Origin of the sequence: Achromobacter ruhlandii, assembly GCF_002082135.1 — a bacterium.
GTDB lineage: Bacteria > Pseudomonadota > Gammaproteobacteria > Burkholderiales > Burkholderiaceae_B > Achromobacter > Achromobacter ruhlandii.
Map to the genome: position 1 here is coordinate 3,333,423 of NZ_CP017433.1, position 14,930 is coordinate 3,348,352.

13 protein-coding genes are annotated in these 14,930 nt (G+C 69.7%); all 13 read left to right on the plus strand.

Annotated elements, in window-relative coordinates:
- Positions 1-163: 163 nt before the first annotated feature.
- The 13 genes from AruCF_RS14970 (at position 164) to AruCF_RS15025 (ending at position 14,888) form a co-directional block, all read left to right on the plus strand.
- Positions 164-1,561 (plus strand): lysine N(6)-hydroxylase/L-ornithine N(5)-oxygenase family protein, encoded by a 1,398-nt coding sequence (locus AruCF_RS14970; RefSeq protein WP_049073892.1) that lies wholly within the window; start codon positions 164-166, stop codon positions 1,559-1,561.
- A gap of 17 nt (positions 1,562-1,578) precedes the next feature.
- Positions 1,579-2,184, plus strand: coding sequence for a GNAT family N-acetyltransferase (locus AruCF_RS14975; protein WP_049073894.1), 606 nt, complete (start codon positions 1,579-1,581; stop codon positions 2,182-2,184).
- Positions 2,181-4,034, plus strand: a complete 1,854-nt coding sequence (locus AruCF_RS14980) for an IucA/IucC family protein (protein WP_049073895.1) — start codon at positions 2,181-2,183, stop codon at positions 4,032-4,034. Before AruCF_RS14975 ends, AruCF_RS14980 begins: the two co-directional genes overlap by 4 nt.
- Positions 3,989-4,780: a siderophore ferric iron reductase gene (locus tag AruCF_RS14985; RefSeq protein ID WP_049073897.1), complete on the plus strand. Its 792-nt coding sequence runs from the start codon at positions 3,989-3,991 to the stop codon at positions 4,778-4,780. The genes AruCF_RS14980 and AruCF_RS14985 overlap by 46 nt, the downstream gene beginning before the upstream one ends.
- Positions 4,781-4,819: 39 nt before the next feature.
- On the plus strand, positions 4,820-5,986 hold the full coding sequence (locus tag AruCF_RS14990) for an aromatic ring-hydroxylating oxygenase subunit alpha (RefSeq protein ID WP_049073899.1): 1,167 nt from the start codon (positions 4,820-4,822) through the stop codon (positions 5,984-5,986).
- A 206-nt stretch (positions 5,987-6,192) separates the two neighbouring features.
- Positions 6,193-7,107: a helix-turn-helix transcriptional regulator gene (locus AruCF_RS14995; RefSeq protein ID WP_254431206.1), complete on the plus strand. Its 915-nt coding sequence runs from the start codon at positions 6,193-6,195 to the stop codon at positions 7,105-7,107.
- Positions 7,108-7,238: 131 nt separating this feature from the next.
- Positions 7,239-8,468 (plus strand): multidrug effflux MFS transporter, encoded by a 1,230-nt coding sequence (locus AruCF_RS15000; RefSeq protein ID WP_049077847.1) that lies wholly within the window; start codon positions 7,239-7,241, stop codon positions 8,466-8,468.
- A 155-nt stretch (positions 8,469-8,623) separates the two neighbouring features.
- Positions 8,624-10,840 carry a TonB-dependent alcaligin siderophore receptor FauA gene (gene fauA, locus AruCF_RS15005; protein WP_157130046.1) on the plus strand — a complete coding sequence of 739 codons (2,217 nt, stop codon included), beginning with the start codon at positions 8,624-8,626 and terminating at the stop codon, positions 10,838-10,840.
- A 39-nt stretch (positions 10,841-10,879) separates the two neighbouring features.
- A complete protein-coding gene (locus AruCF_RS29530; RefSeq protein WP_167385881.1) occupies positions 10,880-11,080 on the plus strand; it encodes a hypothetical protein in 201 nt (66 codons plus the stop codon).
- Positions 11,077-12,027 carry an ABC transporter substrate-binding protein gene (locus AruCF_RS15010; protein WP_167385882.1) on the plus strand — a complete coding sequence of 317 codons (951 nt, stop codon included), beginning with the start codon at positions 11,077-11,079 and terminating at the stop codon, positions 12,025-12,027. The genes AruCF_RS29530 and AruCF_RS15010 overlap by 4 nt, the downstream gene beginning before the upstream one ends.
- 55 nt (positions 12,028-12,082) lie before the next feature.
- Positions 12,083-13,030 carry a FecCD family ABC transporter permease gene (locus AruCF_RS15015; protein ID WP_053086048.1) on the plus strand — a complete coding sequence of 316 codons (948 nt, stop codon included), beginning with the start codon at positions 12,083-12,085 and terminating at the stop codon, positions 13,028-13,030.
- A complete protein-coding gene (locus AruCF_RS15020; protein WP_080977432.1) occupies positions 13,027-14,085 on the plus strand; it encodes a FecCD family ABC transporter permease in 1,059 nt (352 codons plus the stop codon). The genes AruCF_RS15015 and AruCF_RS15020 overlap by 4 nt, the downstream gene beginning before the upstream one ends.
- Positions 14,064-14,888: an ABC transporter ATP-binding protein gene (locus AruCF_RS15025; protein WP_049073908.1), complete on the plus strand. Its 825-nt coding sequence runs from the start codon at positions 14,064-14,066 to the stop codon at positions 14,886-14,888. The genes AruCF_RS15020 and AruCF_RS15025 overlap by 22 nt, the downstream gene beginning before the upstream one ends.
- Positions 14,889-14,930 lie beyond the last annotated feature (42 nt).

The following is a 14,930-nucleotide window of genomic DNA, read 5'->3' on the forward strand; positions in this document are numbered from 1 at the left end:
ATTCATGCAATACCGGCGATGGAAATTCTTTGTTGTCGCAGTGGACCGACGGCCCGGCGAGCCGCTCGCGTCCCGTTCCGCCTGACTAGCCGGCCCTGTTCCGAGTATGCCCGCCCCGGGCATCGTCCGTGCAACGAGAGACTCCGCAAAAGGCGTAACCATCATGAACCGTGAAATCTATGACTTCGTCGCGATCGGCCTAGGCCCTTTCAATCTCAGCCTGGCCTGCCTGTCGGCCCCGCTGCCCGGCGTGCGCGCCCTCTTCCTGGACAAGAAGCCGGGCTTCGACTGGCACCCCGGCATGCTGATCGAGGCCTCCACCCTGCAGAATCCGTTCCTGGCGGACCTGGTCAGCCTGGCCGATCCGCGCAGCGAATACAGCTACCTGAACTACAGCAAGCAGACCGGCCGCATCTATTCGTACTACATGCGCGAGAACCACTATCTCACGCGCGCCGAGTACAACCGCTACTGCAAGTGGGTGGCCGCGCGCCTGCCCAACCTGCGCTTCAACAGTGACGTGCAGAGCGTGCTGCACGACCCCGAGACCGACACCTACCTGGTCACCGGCCAGCACAGCGTCAATGGCGAACGCTTCATGGTCCGCTGCCGCAAGCTGGTGCTGGGCCTGGGGTCGCAGCCGGTGCTGCCGCCCTGCTGCGACCGGCGCGAGGCGCCCTACATCCACAGCGCCGAGTACCTGCGGCACAAGGAGCAACTGCAGCGGCGCGCCTCGATCACCATCGTCGGCAGCGGCCAGAGCGCGGCCGAGGTGTTCCACGACCTGCTGCGCGACAGCGACGAACACGACTACAGCCTGGCCTGGATCACCCGTTCGCCGCGCTTTTTCCAGATGGAGAACACCAAGCTCACGCTGGAGCTGATTTCGCCGGACTACACCAACTACTTCTACGACCTGCCCGAAGACCGCCGCCGCCAGATCCTGGCCGAGCAGAGCAGCCTGTACAAGGGCATCAACGCCTCGCTCATCAACCAGATCTACGACCTGCTGGACGAGAAGATCCACAACGGCGACCGCCGCTATACGCTGCTGACCAATGCCGAGTTGTGCGCCAGCCGTTACGACCGCCACGCCGCCCGCTACCACCTGGAGTTCCGCCACGTCGACACGGGGCAGGTGTTCTCGCACGCGGCCGACGGCCTGGTGCTGGCCACCGGCTACGCCCGCAGCATCCCCGCGTGCGTCAATCCGATCCACGACCGCATCGCCTGGGCCGAGGACGGCAACTACCAGATCGCCCGCAACTACACCATCGACCACGGCGGCAACGAGATCTTCGTGCAGAACAGCGGCCTGCTCAGCCATGGCGTCACCAATCCCGACCTGGGCTTCTGCTGCTACCGCAATTCGCAGATCCTGCGCGAACTGACCGGCCACGAGCACTACGCCATCGAGCCGCGCACCGCGCTGCAGGACTTCCGTCCGCCGGCCAGCGGCGTGCTGGCGCATCGCGCGGCCCAGCCGGTGCCGGCGTGCCGCGGCGCCGTGGCGCCGGAACTGATGCCCATGCTGGACGGCCATCGCGCCGCCACCGTCTGATGCCCCGGGAGCCCGCCATGATCACCATGACCGCCGCCTTCCTGGGCGAGATCGACCGCCAGGCGCGCAGCCACTACGACGAGGGCGCGGGCCTGGCATTGCGCCCGCTCGATCCCGCCGGCGACGCCGCCCTGCTGCGCCAGTGGTTCGCGATGGACTACGCGCGTTTCTGGTCGATGCAGACGTTCACCGAAGCGCAGGTGCGCGACTTCTACGAGGCGCTGGTCGACAGCGGCCATGCCGGCGCCTGGCTCGGCAGCCACGACGGCCGCCCGGCCTTCCTGGTGGAATGCTACGACCCCGCCCACGACCAGGTCGGCGAGCACTACCCGGTGCGCCCCGGGGACCTCGGCATGCACATCTTCATCGGCCCGCCACGGGTCCGCATCCCGAACTTCAGCCGCAACGTGCTGGCCTTCGTGATGCGCTTCATGTTCGACCGCCTCCAGGCCCGGCGCGTGGTGGTGGAACCCGACAGCAACAACAGCAAGATCCATGCGCTCAACCTGGCCATGGGTTTTGTCTATGCCGGCCAGGCGCGTTTTCGCGAGAAGACCGCCAGCATCGCCTTCTGCACCCGGCAGCAGTTTGAACAGGCCCAACTCCAGGAGTCTTCCCTATGAGCACCCAGCCCCATCCCGCCCAGATCGCCAGCCACCTCGCGCCCGAGGTCTGGGACAAAGTGAACCGCCTGTTGGTGAAGAAGGCCATCTCGGAATATGCCCACGAATGGCTGCTGGAACCCGAACGGCTCGGCCCCGCCGAGGCGCCCGGCTTTGACCGCTACCGCCTGGTGCTGGCCGACGGCCATGCCGAATACCAGTTCGATGCGCAGTTGATGGCCATGCGCCACTGGCGCATCCCGCCCGAATCCATCAGCAAGACCATGGCCGGCACGCCCGCGCCGCTGGACGCGCTGCAGTTCGTCATCGAGATCCGCGACAAGCTCGGCATGCCCGAGGACCGCCTGCCGATCTACCTGGACGAGATCACCAGCACACTGCACGGCAGCGCCTACAAGCACACCCGCGCCGCGCCCTCGGCCGCCGAATTGGCGGTGGCCGATTACCAGACCATCGAGACCTCGATGATCGAAGGCCATCCCAGCTTCGTCGCCAACAATGGCCGCCTGGGTTTCGACGCCGAGGACTACCACGTCTACGCCCCGGAATGCGCCAGCCCGATCCGCGTGATGTGGCTGGCGGTGCACAAGGACAATGCCCACTTCGCCTGCCTGTCGACCATGGACTACGACAGCCTGCTGCGCGACGAACTGGGCGCGGACACCGTCGCCCGCCACACCCAGACCCTGCGCGATCAGGGGCTGGACCCGGCCGACTACTACTTCATGCCCTCGCATCCGTGGCAGTGGTTCAACAAGCTGTCGCTGGCGTTCGCCCCCTACGTGGCCACGCGCAAGATCGTGTGCCTGGGCTATGGCGACGACGATTACCTGGCGCAGCAGTCGATCCGCACCTTCTACAACATCAGCCAGCCCGGCAAGCACTACGTCAAGACCTCGCTGTCGATCCTGAACATGGGCTTCATGCGCGGCCTGTCGCCGTACTACATGTCCGGCACGCCAGCCATCAACGAGTACCTGCACGGGCTGATCTCGTCGGACCCGTGGCTGCGCCGCAACGGCTTCACCATCCTACGCGAAGCGGCCTCGCTGGGATTCCGCAACTACTACTACGAAGCGGCCATCTCGGTCGACACGCCCTACAAGAAGATGTTCTCGGCGCTGTGGCGCGAGAACCCGACCGCGCTGATCGGCGCCAACCAGCGCCTGATGACCATGGCGGCGCTGCTGCACGTCGATCCGCGGGGCGGCGCCTTGCTGCCCGAGCTGATCCGCGCCTCGGGCCTGGACGCGGCCGCGTGGCTGGAGCGCTATGTCGATGCCTACCTCACGCCGCTGGTGCATTGCTTCTACGCCCATGACCTGGTGTTCATGCCGCACGGCGAGAACGTCATCCTGGTGGTCGAGGACCACGTGCCGGTGCGCGCCTTCATGAAGGACATCGCCGAGGAATCGTCGATCCTCAACCCGAACGCCGCCCTGCCCGAGAACGCCCGCCGCCTGGCCGCCGACGTGCCCGAGGAATACAAGCTGCTGACCATCTTCGTCGATGTGTTCGAGGGCTACTTCCGCCACCTGGCGCAAGTGCTGGCCGACCACGGCGTGATGGACGAGGACGCCTTCTGGAAACTAGTGGCCGGCCGCATCACCGCCTACCAGGAGGCCCATCCCGAGCGGCTGGAAAAGTATCGCCAGTACGATCTGTTCGCCCCCGAGATGATCCATTCGTGCCTGAACCGCCTGCAACTGGCCAACAACCTGCAGATGGTCAACCTGGCGGACCCCATCGGCAGCTTCCAGATGGCGCCCAACCTGGCCAACCCGATCGCCCGCTATCGGCCGCAATGGCTGGGCCAGGGCCAGGCCGACACCGTGCGAGCGCTTGCGTGAACCACGACCTGGACGACCTGCTGGCGCTGACCGGCCGCCTGGTGCCCGGGCTGTCGGGCCAGGTCGCGGCGGCGCCCTGGCCGGGCATCCGCCCGGGCGCCGACAACGCCCAGGCCATCGCGCGGCTGCGCGATGTCTGGGGGCAGCGCTATCCGGAGGCCGGGCCGCACTACCTGGCTTTGCGCTGCTGGGGGCTGCTGATCTGGCAGCCCGTCTACCTGAGCGTGATCGCCGCGCACCGCAGCGAGATCGTCCCGGACCTGTCGCGCATGACCCAGCCGGTGCCGGACGACGGCTTCATCATCGGCTACACCCTGGAGCGCCATGCCCCCCTGCGCGGCGGCCTGCGCGAACGCATGCAGGCCGCCGCCGCGCAACTGCGCAATATCTGCGCCACCTTCTACCGCGAATTGACCCAGGTGCTGCGGGTCAGCCCGCGCGCCGCCGAGTGCATGCAGGCCGATTGCGTGCTCTACGCGCTGCTGGCGGCGCGCCATGACGACGGCGACGCCGCCAATGCCTGGGCCCAGCGGCAGGCCGGCGCGTGGATGGACCTGCTCGGCGTCCCGGGACGCAGCGGCTACCTGACCTGGCGGCGCGCGGACCTGCCGGTCATCGCCGTGGACAGGCAGGTCTGCTGCCACTACTTCCGCAGGCGCGACAGCGACTACTGCAGCACCTGCCCCAAATTGGATCTTGCCGAACGCATGACCCGGATCGACGCCGAGAGCGCCGTGCCCGCCTGAGGGCGGCCGGGCCTTGCGGGATGGCACAAGGAGTCGGAAATGACGGACATTGGCCGCCTTGAGCATGTGCGCGAGGCGTTGAGCCCGCTGCACGTTCGGGCCTATTTCGACGAAGCCCTGTTCGCCCGCGAACAGGAACGGATATTCAAGCAATCGGCACTGTACGTGGGCCACGAGAAAGGCGTGCCCGAGCCGGGCGACTGGCGCCGCCTGCCGCACGAGGACGGCGGCCGCGTGCTGGTGCGCAATGCCCAGGGCGTCGAGCTGGTCTCGAACGTCTGCCGCCACCGGCAGGCGCTGATCCTGGGCGGCGAGACCGGCGCGGTCACCGGCCCCGGCAACCCCGCCGGCAACCTGTCGGCCAGCGGCGGCAACATCGTCTGCCCGCTGCATCGCTGGACCTACGACAACCGCGGCCAGATCCTGGGCGCGCCGCAGTTCCCCAGCACGCCGTGCCTGAACCTGCCGCGCTTCCCCTTGAAGAACTGCCATGGTCTGCTGTTCGAGGGCCCGCGCGACCCGCGCGTCGACCTGGGCCACCTGTTCGAGCGGCCGGAATTCGATTTCTCCGACTACGTACTGGATCACGTCGAGGTGCACCAGTGCAACTACAACTGGAAGACCTTCATCGAGGTCTACCTGGAGGACTATCACGTCGGGCCGTTCCATCCCGGGCTGGGGCGCTTCGTCACCTGCGACGACCTGAGCTGGGAATTCGGCCGCCGGCACAGCCTGCAGCGCGTGGGCGTGCACGATTCGCTGGAAAAGCCCGGCTCCGACGTCTACCGTGACTGGCACGACACGCTGATGCGCTATCGCGATGGCTCGGCGCCCGAGTTCGGCGCGATCTGGGTGACCTACTTCCCCACCCACATGATCGAGCTGTACCCGCACGTGCTGGTGCTTTCCACGCTGTACCCCAAGAGTCCGCAGGAAACCATCAACATCGCCGAGTTCTACTACCCGGAGGAGATCGCGCTATTCGAACGCGAATTCGTCGAGGCGCAGCGCGCGGCCTACATGGAGACGGCGGTCGAGGATGACGAGATCGGCGAACGCATGGACGCCGGCCGGCTGGCGCTGCTGCGCCGCGGCACTTCCGAAAGCGGCCCCTACCAGTCGCCGATGGAGGACGGCATGCAGCATTTCCACGAGTGGTATCGCGACATCATGGGAGACGAGCTGGGCGATTGCGCGGCGCCTTGAGGCGGGTGTCGGGGGAAATGGGCATGGCGCCACAAAATGGTGCCAGATCGGTGAGAATAGCTGCAACAATGCGAACATATGTTATTCTCATTCTCACATCCAATGGCTTGTGAACGGCCATCTTAGGGGCTCATCCCGTAACGCGAGTGACGATCTTGAACCCATCACCCTCCCCCGCCCAATTCACCGTCGCCGACTTCAACCGCATGGGCAGCCAGAGCGGTTTCCGCTACCGCCTGCCGCAGTTGAATGGCGCGCTGCGGGGCGATCCGGAAACCCTCTGCATCGCCGAAGGCCGGGTCGAGACCCACGCGATCCGCCCCGGCCTGACGCTGGTGCTGTCCGATGTGCGCGTGCACCAGCACTACGAAGCCACCTCGATGATGTCGCCGCGTTTTTCGGCCATCGTCATGCTGCAGGGCAACGCCCAGACCCGCATCGATCGCCATGACGACGTCAGGCTGGCCGCGCACAGCGGCGTCAGCGCGCTGTACGGCGACACCGTCGCCATGACCGGCATCCACGCGCCCGGCCAGCGCCTGCGCAGCGTCAACCTGTCGCTGTCCGACCCGGATGGCGCGGGCGACGACCCGACCAGCGAGCTGATCTGGAAGGCGCTGCGTTCGCCGTCGCTGCGGCTGCGCCGCTGGCAGGTGCAAGGCCATCTGCTGCAGGCCATCGAACACCTGCTCGATTGCGGTTGGGACGGCCCGCTGCAGGCCATGCTGCGCGAAGGCGTGGCCACGCAGCTGCTGGCGCATGCCCTGGCCACGCTGGAACAGCGCGCGCCGGCCGACAGCACCGTTTCCGAGCGCGATCGCCAGTTGCTGGAACGGGTGCGCGAACGCCTGTACAACGCGCCCGGCGTGGAACACACGCTGGACGACCTGGCGCGGCTGGCCTGCATGAGTCCCAGCACGCTGCGCGCCAAGTTCCAGGCCGCCTACCAGCGCTCGGTCTTCAGCTGGCTGCGCGAGCGCCGCCTGGAGGTGGCGCGCGAACAGCTGGCCCAGGGATGCAGCGTGCAGCAGGCCGCGCACTTCGTCGGCTACCGCCACGCCACCAACTTCGCCACGGCGTTCCGCGAACGCTACGGCATCGCGCCCAGCGAACTGAACTGAGCGCCGGTTCGTGCACGGCTTACGGCGGCGCCCATTGCTCTCGCGGCGTTCTCCATTCCTGCAACCCGCCATGACAGGCGACCATGCGACAGCGCTTCCCAGCCCGGGAAGCCCCTGCCATGGATGCCGTCGTGTCACGCCGCGAACCCCTGCCTTCCTTTCCCGTCATGGTGCTGATGCTGGGCCTGCTGTCCTGTGTCGCCCCCGCCACCATCGACGCCTACCTGCCCGCATTCGGGGCGCTGGGCCGGGAATTCGCGGTTCCGCAGGAAACCGTACAACTGACGCTGGGCGTGTACATGGCGTGCTATGCCTCCATGCTGCTGCTGCATGGCACGCTGTCCGACTCGCTGGGGCGGCGCCGCGTCGTGCTCACGGCGCTGGGGGTGTACGTCGCCGGCGCGCTGATGGCGGCGCTGGCGCCGAGCTTCGGCTGGCTGCTGGCCGGGCGCGCGGTGCAGGGCCTGTCGGCCGGCGCCGGCATCGTGGTGGGACAGGCCATCATCCGCGACTGCTACGACGGCGCGGTGGCGCGCCGCGCCATGTCCTACCTGATCCTGGTGTTCAACCTGTCGCCGGCGCTGGCCCCGATCCTGGGCGGCTACCTGGCCGCGCACCAGGGCTGGCGGTCCATATTCCTGCTGCTGACCGCGCTGGCCGCCGCGGCCTGGCTGCTGTGCGCGCGGCGCCTGCCCGAAACGCTGCCGCCCGAGCGGCGCCAGCCGCTGGCCTGGCGCACGCTGGGCGGCAACTATGCGCGCGTGCTGGGCAACCGGCGCTATGCCGCGCTGGGCGCGGCGTTCAGCCTGCTATTCGCGGCCCAGGGGTTCCTGATCGGGGCGGCGCCCGATTTCATCGTCAACGTCCTGGGTTTGCCGGAAACCGATTTCGCCTATCTGTTCGTGCCGCTGGTGGCCGGCGCCATGGCCGGCGCGCTGCTGGCCGCGCGCAAGGCGGGTCACTGGTCGGATGGACGCATCACGCTGCTGGCCTATCTGCTGATGGGGGGCAGTTGCCTGGCCTATGTGCTGTACATGGCCGCGGCCGAGCCGCCGCGCCTGCCCTGGGCGGTGCTGCTGCCCGGCCTGTACACCTGCGGCCTGGCCATGGGCGTGCCGGCCATGACATTGCGCATCCTGGGGCATGTGCCGGACCTGTCGGGCACCGCCGCGTCCGTGCTGGGTTTCATGCAGATGCTGACGTTCTCCGTGGCCAGCGGCTGGGGCGTGCCGCTGGTCTATGGCCAGCCGCTGCGGCTGGCGGCGGCCATGCTGGCCTGCGTGGCGGCCAGCGCCATCGGCTGGGCCTGGCTGCACCGCCGCGCCGCCCCCGTGGCCAAGACCGAGGCCGGCCTGGGCTAGCCTGCCGGCCCGCGGGTTGCGAGCGGGCCTATTCGCGCGGCGGCGCACCGGGCCCATGGCATTCTCCATATGCATCACGTCGTCCGGCATACATCAGCACAACGGTAAAAATCAATAATTCTCATCACCAAATTTTTCCGCTGGAGCTCGTCCTCATGCCGTTCGTACCGCCCCTGCCCGCCGCGCGTCCGCGCCGGGTGCGCCCCCTTGTCTACGCGATTCAGACGGCCCTGTTCTGCTCCGCCCTTACCCACCAGCAAGCCACCGCCCAGAGCGCCGCCAGCGCCGATAGCGGCGACGTGGCGCAACTGCCCGCCGTCACCGTCAGCGGCGCCGGCATCCCGGGCACCACCGAAGGCAGCCATTCCTACACCACCGATGCCATGAGCACGGCCACCGGCCTGACGCTGTCGCCGCGCGAGACGCCGCAGTCCGTCAGCGTGGTGACGCGCCAGCAGATCGAGGACCAGGGCCTGCGCGACACCGGCGCGATCCTGGCCAGCGCGCCGGGCATCTCGGTCTCGCGCAACGACAGCAACCGCTTTGCGTTCTCGTCGCGCGGTTTCGATATCGACAACTTCCAGTTCGACGGCCTGAACTCGCCCATCCTCAGCCTGTGGAACTACGGCGCCACCGACATCGACTCGGCCATCTACGACCGCGTCGAGATCGTGCGCGGCGCCACCGGCCTGATGACCGGTTCGGGCAATCCGTCGGCCGCCGTCAACTTCATCCGCAAGAAGCCGCTGCGCGAGTTCGCCTTGTCCGGCAGCGCCAGCGCCGGCAGCTGGAACCAGGTCGGCGGCAACCTGGACCTGTCGGTGCCGGTCACCGAAGGCGGCCGCATCCGCTCGCGCTTCGTCGCCGCCTACGACCAGGGCGACAGCTACGTGACCTTCCTGGATTCGCGCAAGCGCACCTTCTATGGGGTCATCAGCGCCGACCTCACGCCGGACACGGTGCTGACCGCCGGCATCGAGTATTCCCGCAACCAGAGCAACGGGTTCGGCAGCGGCTTTCCGCTGTTCTATAGCGACGGCTCGCGCACCGACTTCAACCGCTCGGTGGCCAACAACACCCGCTGGGCCCGCATCGACACCGAGTCCACCACCACCTTCGTCGACCTGACGCATCGCTTCGCCAATGACTGGAAGGTGCGCGCGGCCTACAGCCACAACGACGGCGACTACCGCATGAAGCACCTGTTCCGCGGCGGCTACCCCGACCGCGTCACGGGCGCCGGCATGACCAGCGCGTACAACAACTATGATGGCGACCGCTCGCGCGATGACATCCACCTGACGGTGTCGGGCCCGTTCCAGTTGTTCGGGCGCAAGCACGAACTGGCGCTGGGCTGGATGAGCGTCAACGACCACAGCAATATCGGCCAGTACCTGCAGACCGGCGCCAAGCCCGCGCTGGGCAGCTTCTTCGACTGGCGCCAGGATCACGTCGCCGAACCCACCTGGGCCACCAACAAGACGCCCGCGGACGACCTTCGCGTCAAGCAGACCGGCGCCTACGCGGTGGGCCGCTTCTCGCTGGCCGATCCGCTGCACCTGATCCTGGGCGGACGCTGGAGCAACTGGGAAACCAACCAGACCTACTTCGGCAGCAAGCGCCAGTACAAGATCAACGACCAGTTCACGCCCTACGCCGGCCTGCTGTACGACATCAACAGCACCTACACGGCCTACGCCAGCTACACGGAGATCTTCCAGCCGCAGAACGCCCGTTCGCCCAGCGGCTCGATCCTGCCGCCGATCGACGGCAAGAGCTACGAGGTCGGCCTGAAGGCGGCCTACCTGGACGGCTTGCTGAACGCCTCCGCGTCGCTGTACCAGACGCGCCAGAACAATCTGGCACAGGCCATCCCGGGCGAGTCGGTCATCGGCATGCCCGGCACCCAGGCGTACCGCGCCGTCTCCGGCGCCAAGGTCGAAGGCTTCGAACTGGAGACCAGCGGCCAGCTCATGCCCGGCTGGAACCTCGGCGCCAGCTACACCCACTTCACCGCCAAGGACGCCGACGGCAAGCCGATCAACACCAGCCATCCGCGCAGCCTGTTCAAGGTCTACACCACCTACCGCCTGCCGGGCGATCTGCACCGCCTGACCGTGGGCGGCGGCGTCGACTGGCAAAGCCGCATCTACCGCTCGGCCGCCAGCCCGCGCGGCAATGTGGATGTGGAACAAGGCAGCTACGCGCTGGTCAACCTGATGGCCCGCTTCGACTTCAGCAAGCAGGTCTCGGCCACCCTCAACCTGAACAACGTGTTCGACCGCAAGTACTACGACCAGATCGGCTTCTACAGCCAGGGCTGGTATGGCGCGCCGCGCAACGTCATGCTGACGCTGCGCGCGCAGTACTGAAGCGGCGGCCGACAACCCACCAAGGAGCTTCCCGGCACAATGCGTTTGCATCGACTCATCGCGGTGCCCTGGCGCCGCCGCGCCGCCCTGTGCGCGGCGGCGTTGGCCATGGCCTGCACCCTGTCGGCCTGCGACCGGCCCGCGCCGCCCGCCGCCACCGCGACGCCCACCCCGCCGCGAACGCGGCCGGCCCAGCGCCGCGCGACGGCGCCGATGCGCCGGCTGGCGGTTTTCCGGTGACGCTCGACAGCGCGCTTGGCAAGGCGGTCATCACGGCCCCGCCCCGGCGCGTCGTCACCCTGGGCCTGGGCGCCGACGACCTGGCGCTGGCGCTGGGCGTGGTGCCGGTGGGCGTGGGCCGCGCCGACTGGGGCGGCGACGCCGACCATTACTGGCCCTGGGTGCGCGCCGCCATCGAGGCCACCGGCCACCCTCTGCCCGAGCGCATCACGGTGTACCCCGAACTGGATATCGAAAAGATCATCGCCTTGCGCCCGGACGTGGTGCTGGCGCCGTTCTCCGGCGTCACGCCCGAGGCCTACGCGCAGCTGTCGCGGCTGGTGCCGGTGGTGGCCTATCCCGGCCAGCCGTTCCTGACCCCGGTGGACACGCAGATCGACCTGATCGCCACGGCGCTCGGCAGGCGCGAGGCCGCCGGGCCGCTCAAGGCGCGCATCCACGACGCGCTGGCGCAGGCCGCGCGCCGCTACCCCGAACTGGCCGACAAGACCTTCGCCTATGTGCGCGCCGATCTAAGCTCTGGCAACTTCGCCGCCTACGTCGCCGGCGATCCGCGCGTCGATACGCTCACGGCCATGGGCCTGACCCTGGCGCCGTCGGTGCGCGGCCTGCATGCCAGCGCCGGGCACTTCGCCCACTACCTGGGCTTCGAACACGCCGATGCGCTCGGCGACGCCGACATCCTGGTGTCCTGGTTCTACACCCCGGAAGAGCGCGACCGCGCCGCGGCCTTGCCCCTGTATGCCTCGATTGCCGCGGTACGGCGCGGCGCCTACGTGGCGCTGAGCGACCCGGCGCTGGTCATGGCCTCGTCCTCCGGCACGCCGCTGGCGGTGGCCTGGATGCTGGACCGGCTGGCGCCGCAACTGGCGCGGCCGCGCGCCATGCGCAGGCCGGCGGAGCCGCGCCCTGATGCCGCCGCGCCAGCCCCGCGCGGCGCGCGTTGATAGCCCGCCCTCCCGCAGCCCACGCCTGCGCGCGCCACTGCTGCTGGGCGCCTGTATGCTGTTGGCCGCCGCCGCGCTGGCAAGCCTGTGGCTCGGCTCGCGCGGCCTGTCGGCGGCCACGGTCTGGCGCGCGCTGCTGCAGCCCGACGACAGCCACGCGGCGCTGGTGGTGGCCTCGCGCATTCCGCGCACCCTGCTGGCCGTGCTGACCGGCGCGGCCCTCGCGGTTGCCGGCGCGCTGATCCAGGCGCTGACCCGCAATCCGCTGGCCGAGCCGGGCCTGCTCGGGGTGAATGCCGGCGCGGCCGCGTCCATCGTGACCGCCGCGCTGGTCCTGGGCGGCCTGCCGGCGCATCCGTTCTGGGCCGCGCTGCCCGGCGCGCTGGGCGCCGCGGCGGCCGTGTACCTGATCGGGGCCGGCGGCCGCGGACTGCAACCGGTGCGGCTGATCCTGGCCGGCGCCGCCGTCAACGCGGTGCTGTTCGCCTATGTGCAGGCGGTGGCGCTGCTGCGCGACGACATCTTCGATGCCTACCGCTTCTGGGCCGTGGGATCGCTGGCGGGCCAATCGCTCGACGCGGCATGGCGCGCCGCGCCCTACATCGGTTTTGGCCTGCTGCTGGCCGCCGCGCTGGCGCGGCCGCTCAACCTGCTGGCGCTGGGCCACGCGCTGGCGCAGGCGCTCGGGCTGCGGGCCGGCCTGTGCCGCCTGCTGGGCCTGCTGTGCGTGGCGATACTGGCCGCGGCCGCCACCGCCGCCGCCGGCCCCATCGCCTTCGTCGGCCTGGCGGTGCCGCACATGGCCCGTCGCGTGGCCGGACCGGACCTGCGCTGGCTGCTGGCCTACTGCGCGGTGCTGGGTCCGCTGCTGATGCTGATCGCGGACATCCTGGCGCGGCTGCTGCGCGCGCCCGCCGAACTGCTGACGGGCGTGGTCGTGGCATTCATCGGCGCGCCCTTCCTGTTGGCGGCCCTGCGCAGCCGGCCGCGGAGCCTGGCATGACCCGCGCAACGCCGCGCCTGATCGCGCAACCAGCGCGCCTGCTGCGCGCCGGCAACTGGCTCGCCTGGCCCGTCGCGCCGCGCGCGCCGGCCTATGCGGCGCTGCTGCTGGCGCTGGCCGGCGCCGTGCTCGCCACGACGCTGCGGGCCGGCGATCCCGGGCTGTCCTGGAGCGCGTTGTGGCAAGCGCTGCAAGGCGCCGGCGGCGCCATGGAGCAATGGCTGGTGCATACCGTACGCCTGCCGCGCGCCCTCTCGGCGTTGGGCGCCGGCGCCGCGCTGGGCCTGTCCGGCGCGCTGTTCCAGAGCCTCACCCGCAACCCCCTGGGCAGTCCCGACGTCATCGGCCTGACGGCCGGCGCGTCCGCGGGCGCGGTGGCCGTGGCCATGGTCTGGCCCGGGCTGATGCCGGTGGCCTGGGGCGCGGCGGCGGGCGCGCTGCTGGCCACGGCCGGCGTCTGGTTCGGCTCCGGCGCCGGCTTCGCCGCGCCCCAGCGCATGGTCATCGCCGGCATCGCCGTGGGCGCGATCGCCTTCGCCTTCGTGCAATACGGCCTGTCCAACCTGCGGCGCGAACAGGCCTACCTGGCCGCGGCCTGGCTCAATGGCAGCCTGGCCGGCAAGACCTGGACCGACGTCGCTCTGATCGGGGCGGCCGGCGCCCTGTTGCTGCCGATCGGGCTGGCGCTGTGCGCCCGCCTGCGGCTGCTGGAGATGGGCGACGATCTGGCCCAGGCCCTCGGCGCCACGCCATCGCGCAGCCGGCTGGCCGCCACGCTGGTGGCGGTGCTGGCGGCCGCGGCGGCGGTCACGGTGGCCGGCCCGGTGGCCTTCGTCGCGCTGGCGGCGCCGCAGATCGCGCGGCGCTGCGTGCCGACCAGCGGGCCGCAACCCCTGCTGACGGCCCTGACCGGCGCGGTGCTGCTGGCCGGCGCCGACCTGTTGACCCGCCTGGCCGGCCCCAACGGCCTGCCCGTGGGTGTCCTGACCGCCGGCATCGGCGGTGTCTATCTCGCATTTCTGCTGGTGCTCGAATGGCGCAAGACCTCCACCTGAACGATCCGGCCGACGCGCCGTCGGCGCTGCAACTGCGGCAGGTCAGCCTGTCCTACGGCGACACGGCCGTGCTGCGCGACCTGTCGCTGGCGGTCGCGCCGGGCGCGTTCACGGCGGTGGTCGGCCCCAATGGCTGCGGCAAGTCCACGCTGCTGCGCGTGCTCGGCGGCGCGCTGGCGCCCAGCCAGGGCCAGGCGCTGCTGGACGGCGCCGACCTGGCCAGCCTGCGGCGCAAGGCGGTGGCGCGACGCCTGGCCTATCTGCCGCAGAACCCGCTGGCCCCGGAAATGATCACGGTGCGCGACCTGGTGGCGCGCGGCCGCTATCCGCACCAGACCCTGTTGCGGCAGTGGTCGCCCGCCGACGCCCGGGCGGTCGACGCGGCGCTGGCCGATACCGACCTGGCGGACCTGGCGGATCATCCCGTGCACACGCTGTCCGGCGGCCAGCGCCAACGCGCCTGGCTGGCGCTGGTGCTGGCGCAGGACGCCGGCATCATGTTGCTGGACGAGCCCACCACGTTTCTGGACATCCGCCACCAGATCGACCTGCTGGAGCTGTGCGCGCGCCTGCAACGGACCGGCCGCACGCTGGTGGTGGTGCTGCATGACCTGAACCTGGCGTTCCGCTATGCCGATCGCGTCGTCATGATGCGGGCCGGCGCCATCGCGGCGCAGGGCGAGGTGCGCCAGGTGGTGACAGAGGACGCCATGCGGCAGGTGTTCGATCTGGAATGCCGGGTGCTGCCGGATCCGGAGACTGGCAGCCCCATGGTCGTGCCCCGGCGCGCCGGCCAGGGCTGAGACCGGCGCGCCGGCGGCGCCAGGACGGCGGCAAGCCGCCCG

What these genes read in the sequence shown, in the direction of transcription:
- AruCF_RS14990 (WP_049073899.1), top strand. Translation starts at nt 4,820, where the DNA reads ATGACGGACATTGGCCGCCTTGAGCATGTGCGCGAGGCGTTGAGCCCG.
- AruCF_RS14980 (WP_049073895.1), top strand. Translation starts at nt 2,181, where the DNA reads ATGAGCACCCAGCCCCATCCCGCCCAGATCGCCAGCCACCTCGCGCCC.
- AruCF_RS15025 (WP_049073908.1), top strand. Translation starts at nt 14,064, where the DNA reads ATGGCGCAAGACCTCCACCTGAACGATCCGGCCGACGCGCCGTCGGCG.
- AruCF_RS14995 (WP_254431206.1), top strand. Translation starts at nt 6,193, where the DNA reads ATGGGCAGCCAGAGCGGTTTCCGCTACCGCCTGCCGCAGTTGAATGGC.
- AruCF_RS14985 (WP_049073897.1), top strand. Translation starts at nt 3,989, where the DNA reads ATGGCTGGGCCAGGGCCAGGCCGACACCGTGCGAGCGCTTGCGTGAAC.
- AruCF_RS14975 (WP_049073894.1), top strand. Translation starts at nt 1,579, where the DNA reads ATGATCACCATGACCGCCGCCTTCCTGGGCGAGATCGACCGCCAGGCG.
- AruCF_RS29530 (WP_167385881.1), top strand. Translation starts at nt 10,880, where the DNA reads ATGCGTTTGCATCGACTCATCGCGGTGCCCTGGCGCCGCCGCGCCGCC.
- AruCF_RS15015 (WP_053086048.1), top strand. Translation starts at nt 12,083, where the DNA reads ATGCTGTTGGCCGCCGCCGCGCTGGCAAGCCTGTGGCTCGGCTCGCGC.
- AruCF_RS15020 (WP_080977432.1), top strand. Translation starts at nt 13,027, where the DNA reads ATGACCCGCGCAACGCCGCGCCTGATCGCGCAACCAGCGCGCCTGCTG.
- AruCF_RS14970 (WP_049073892.1), top strand. Translation starts at nt 164, where the DNA reads ATGAACCGTGAAATCTATGACTTCGTCGCGATCGGCCTAGGCCCTTTC.
- fauA (WP_157130046.1), top strand. Translation starts at nt 8,624, where the DNA reads ATGCCGTTCGTACCGCCCCTGCCCGCCGCGCGTCCGCGCCGGGTGCGC.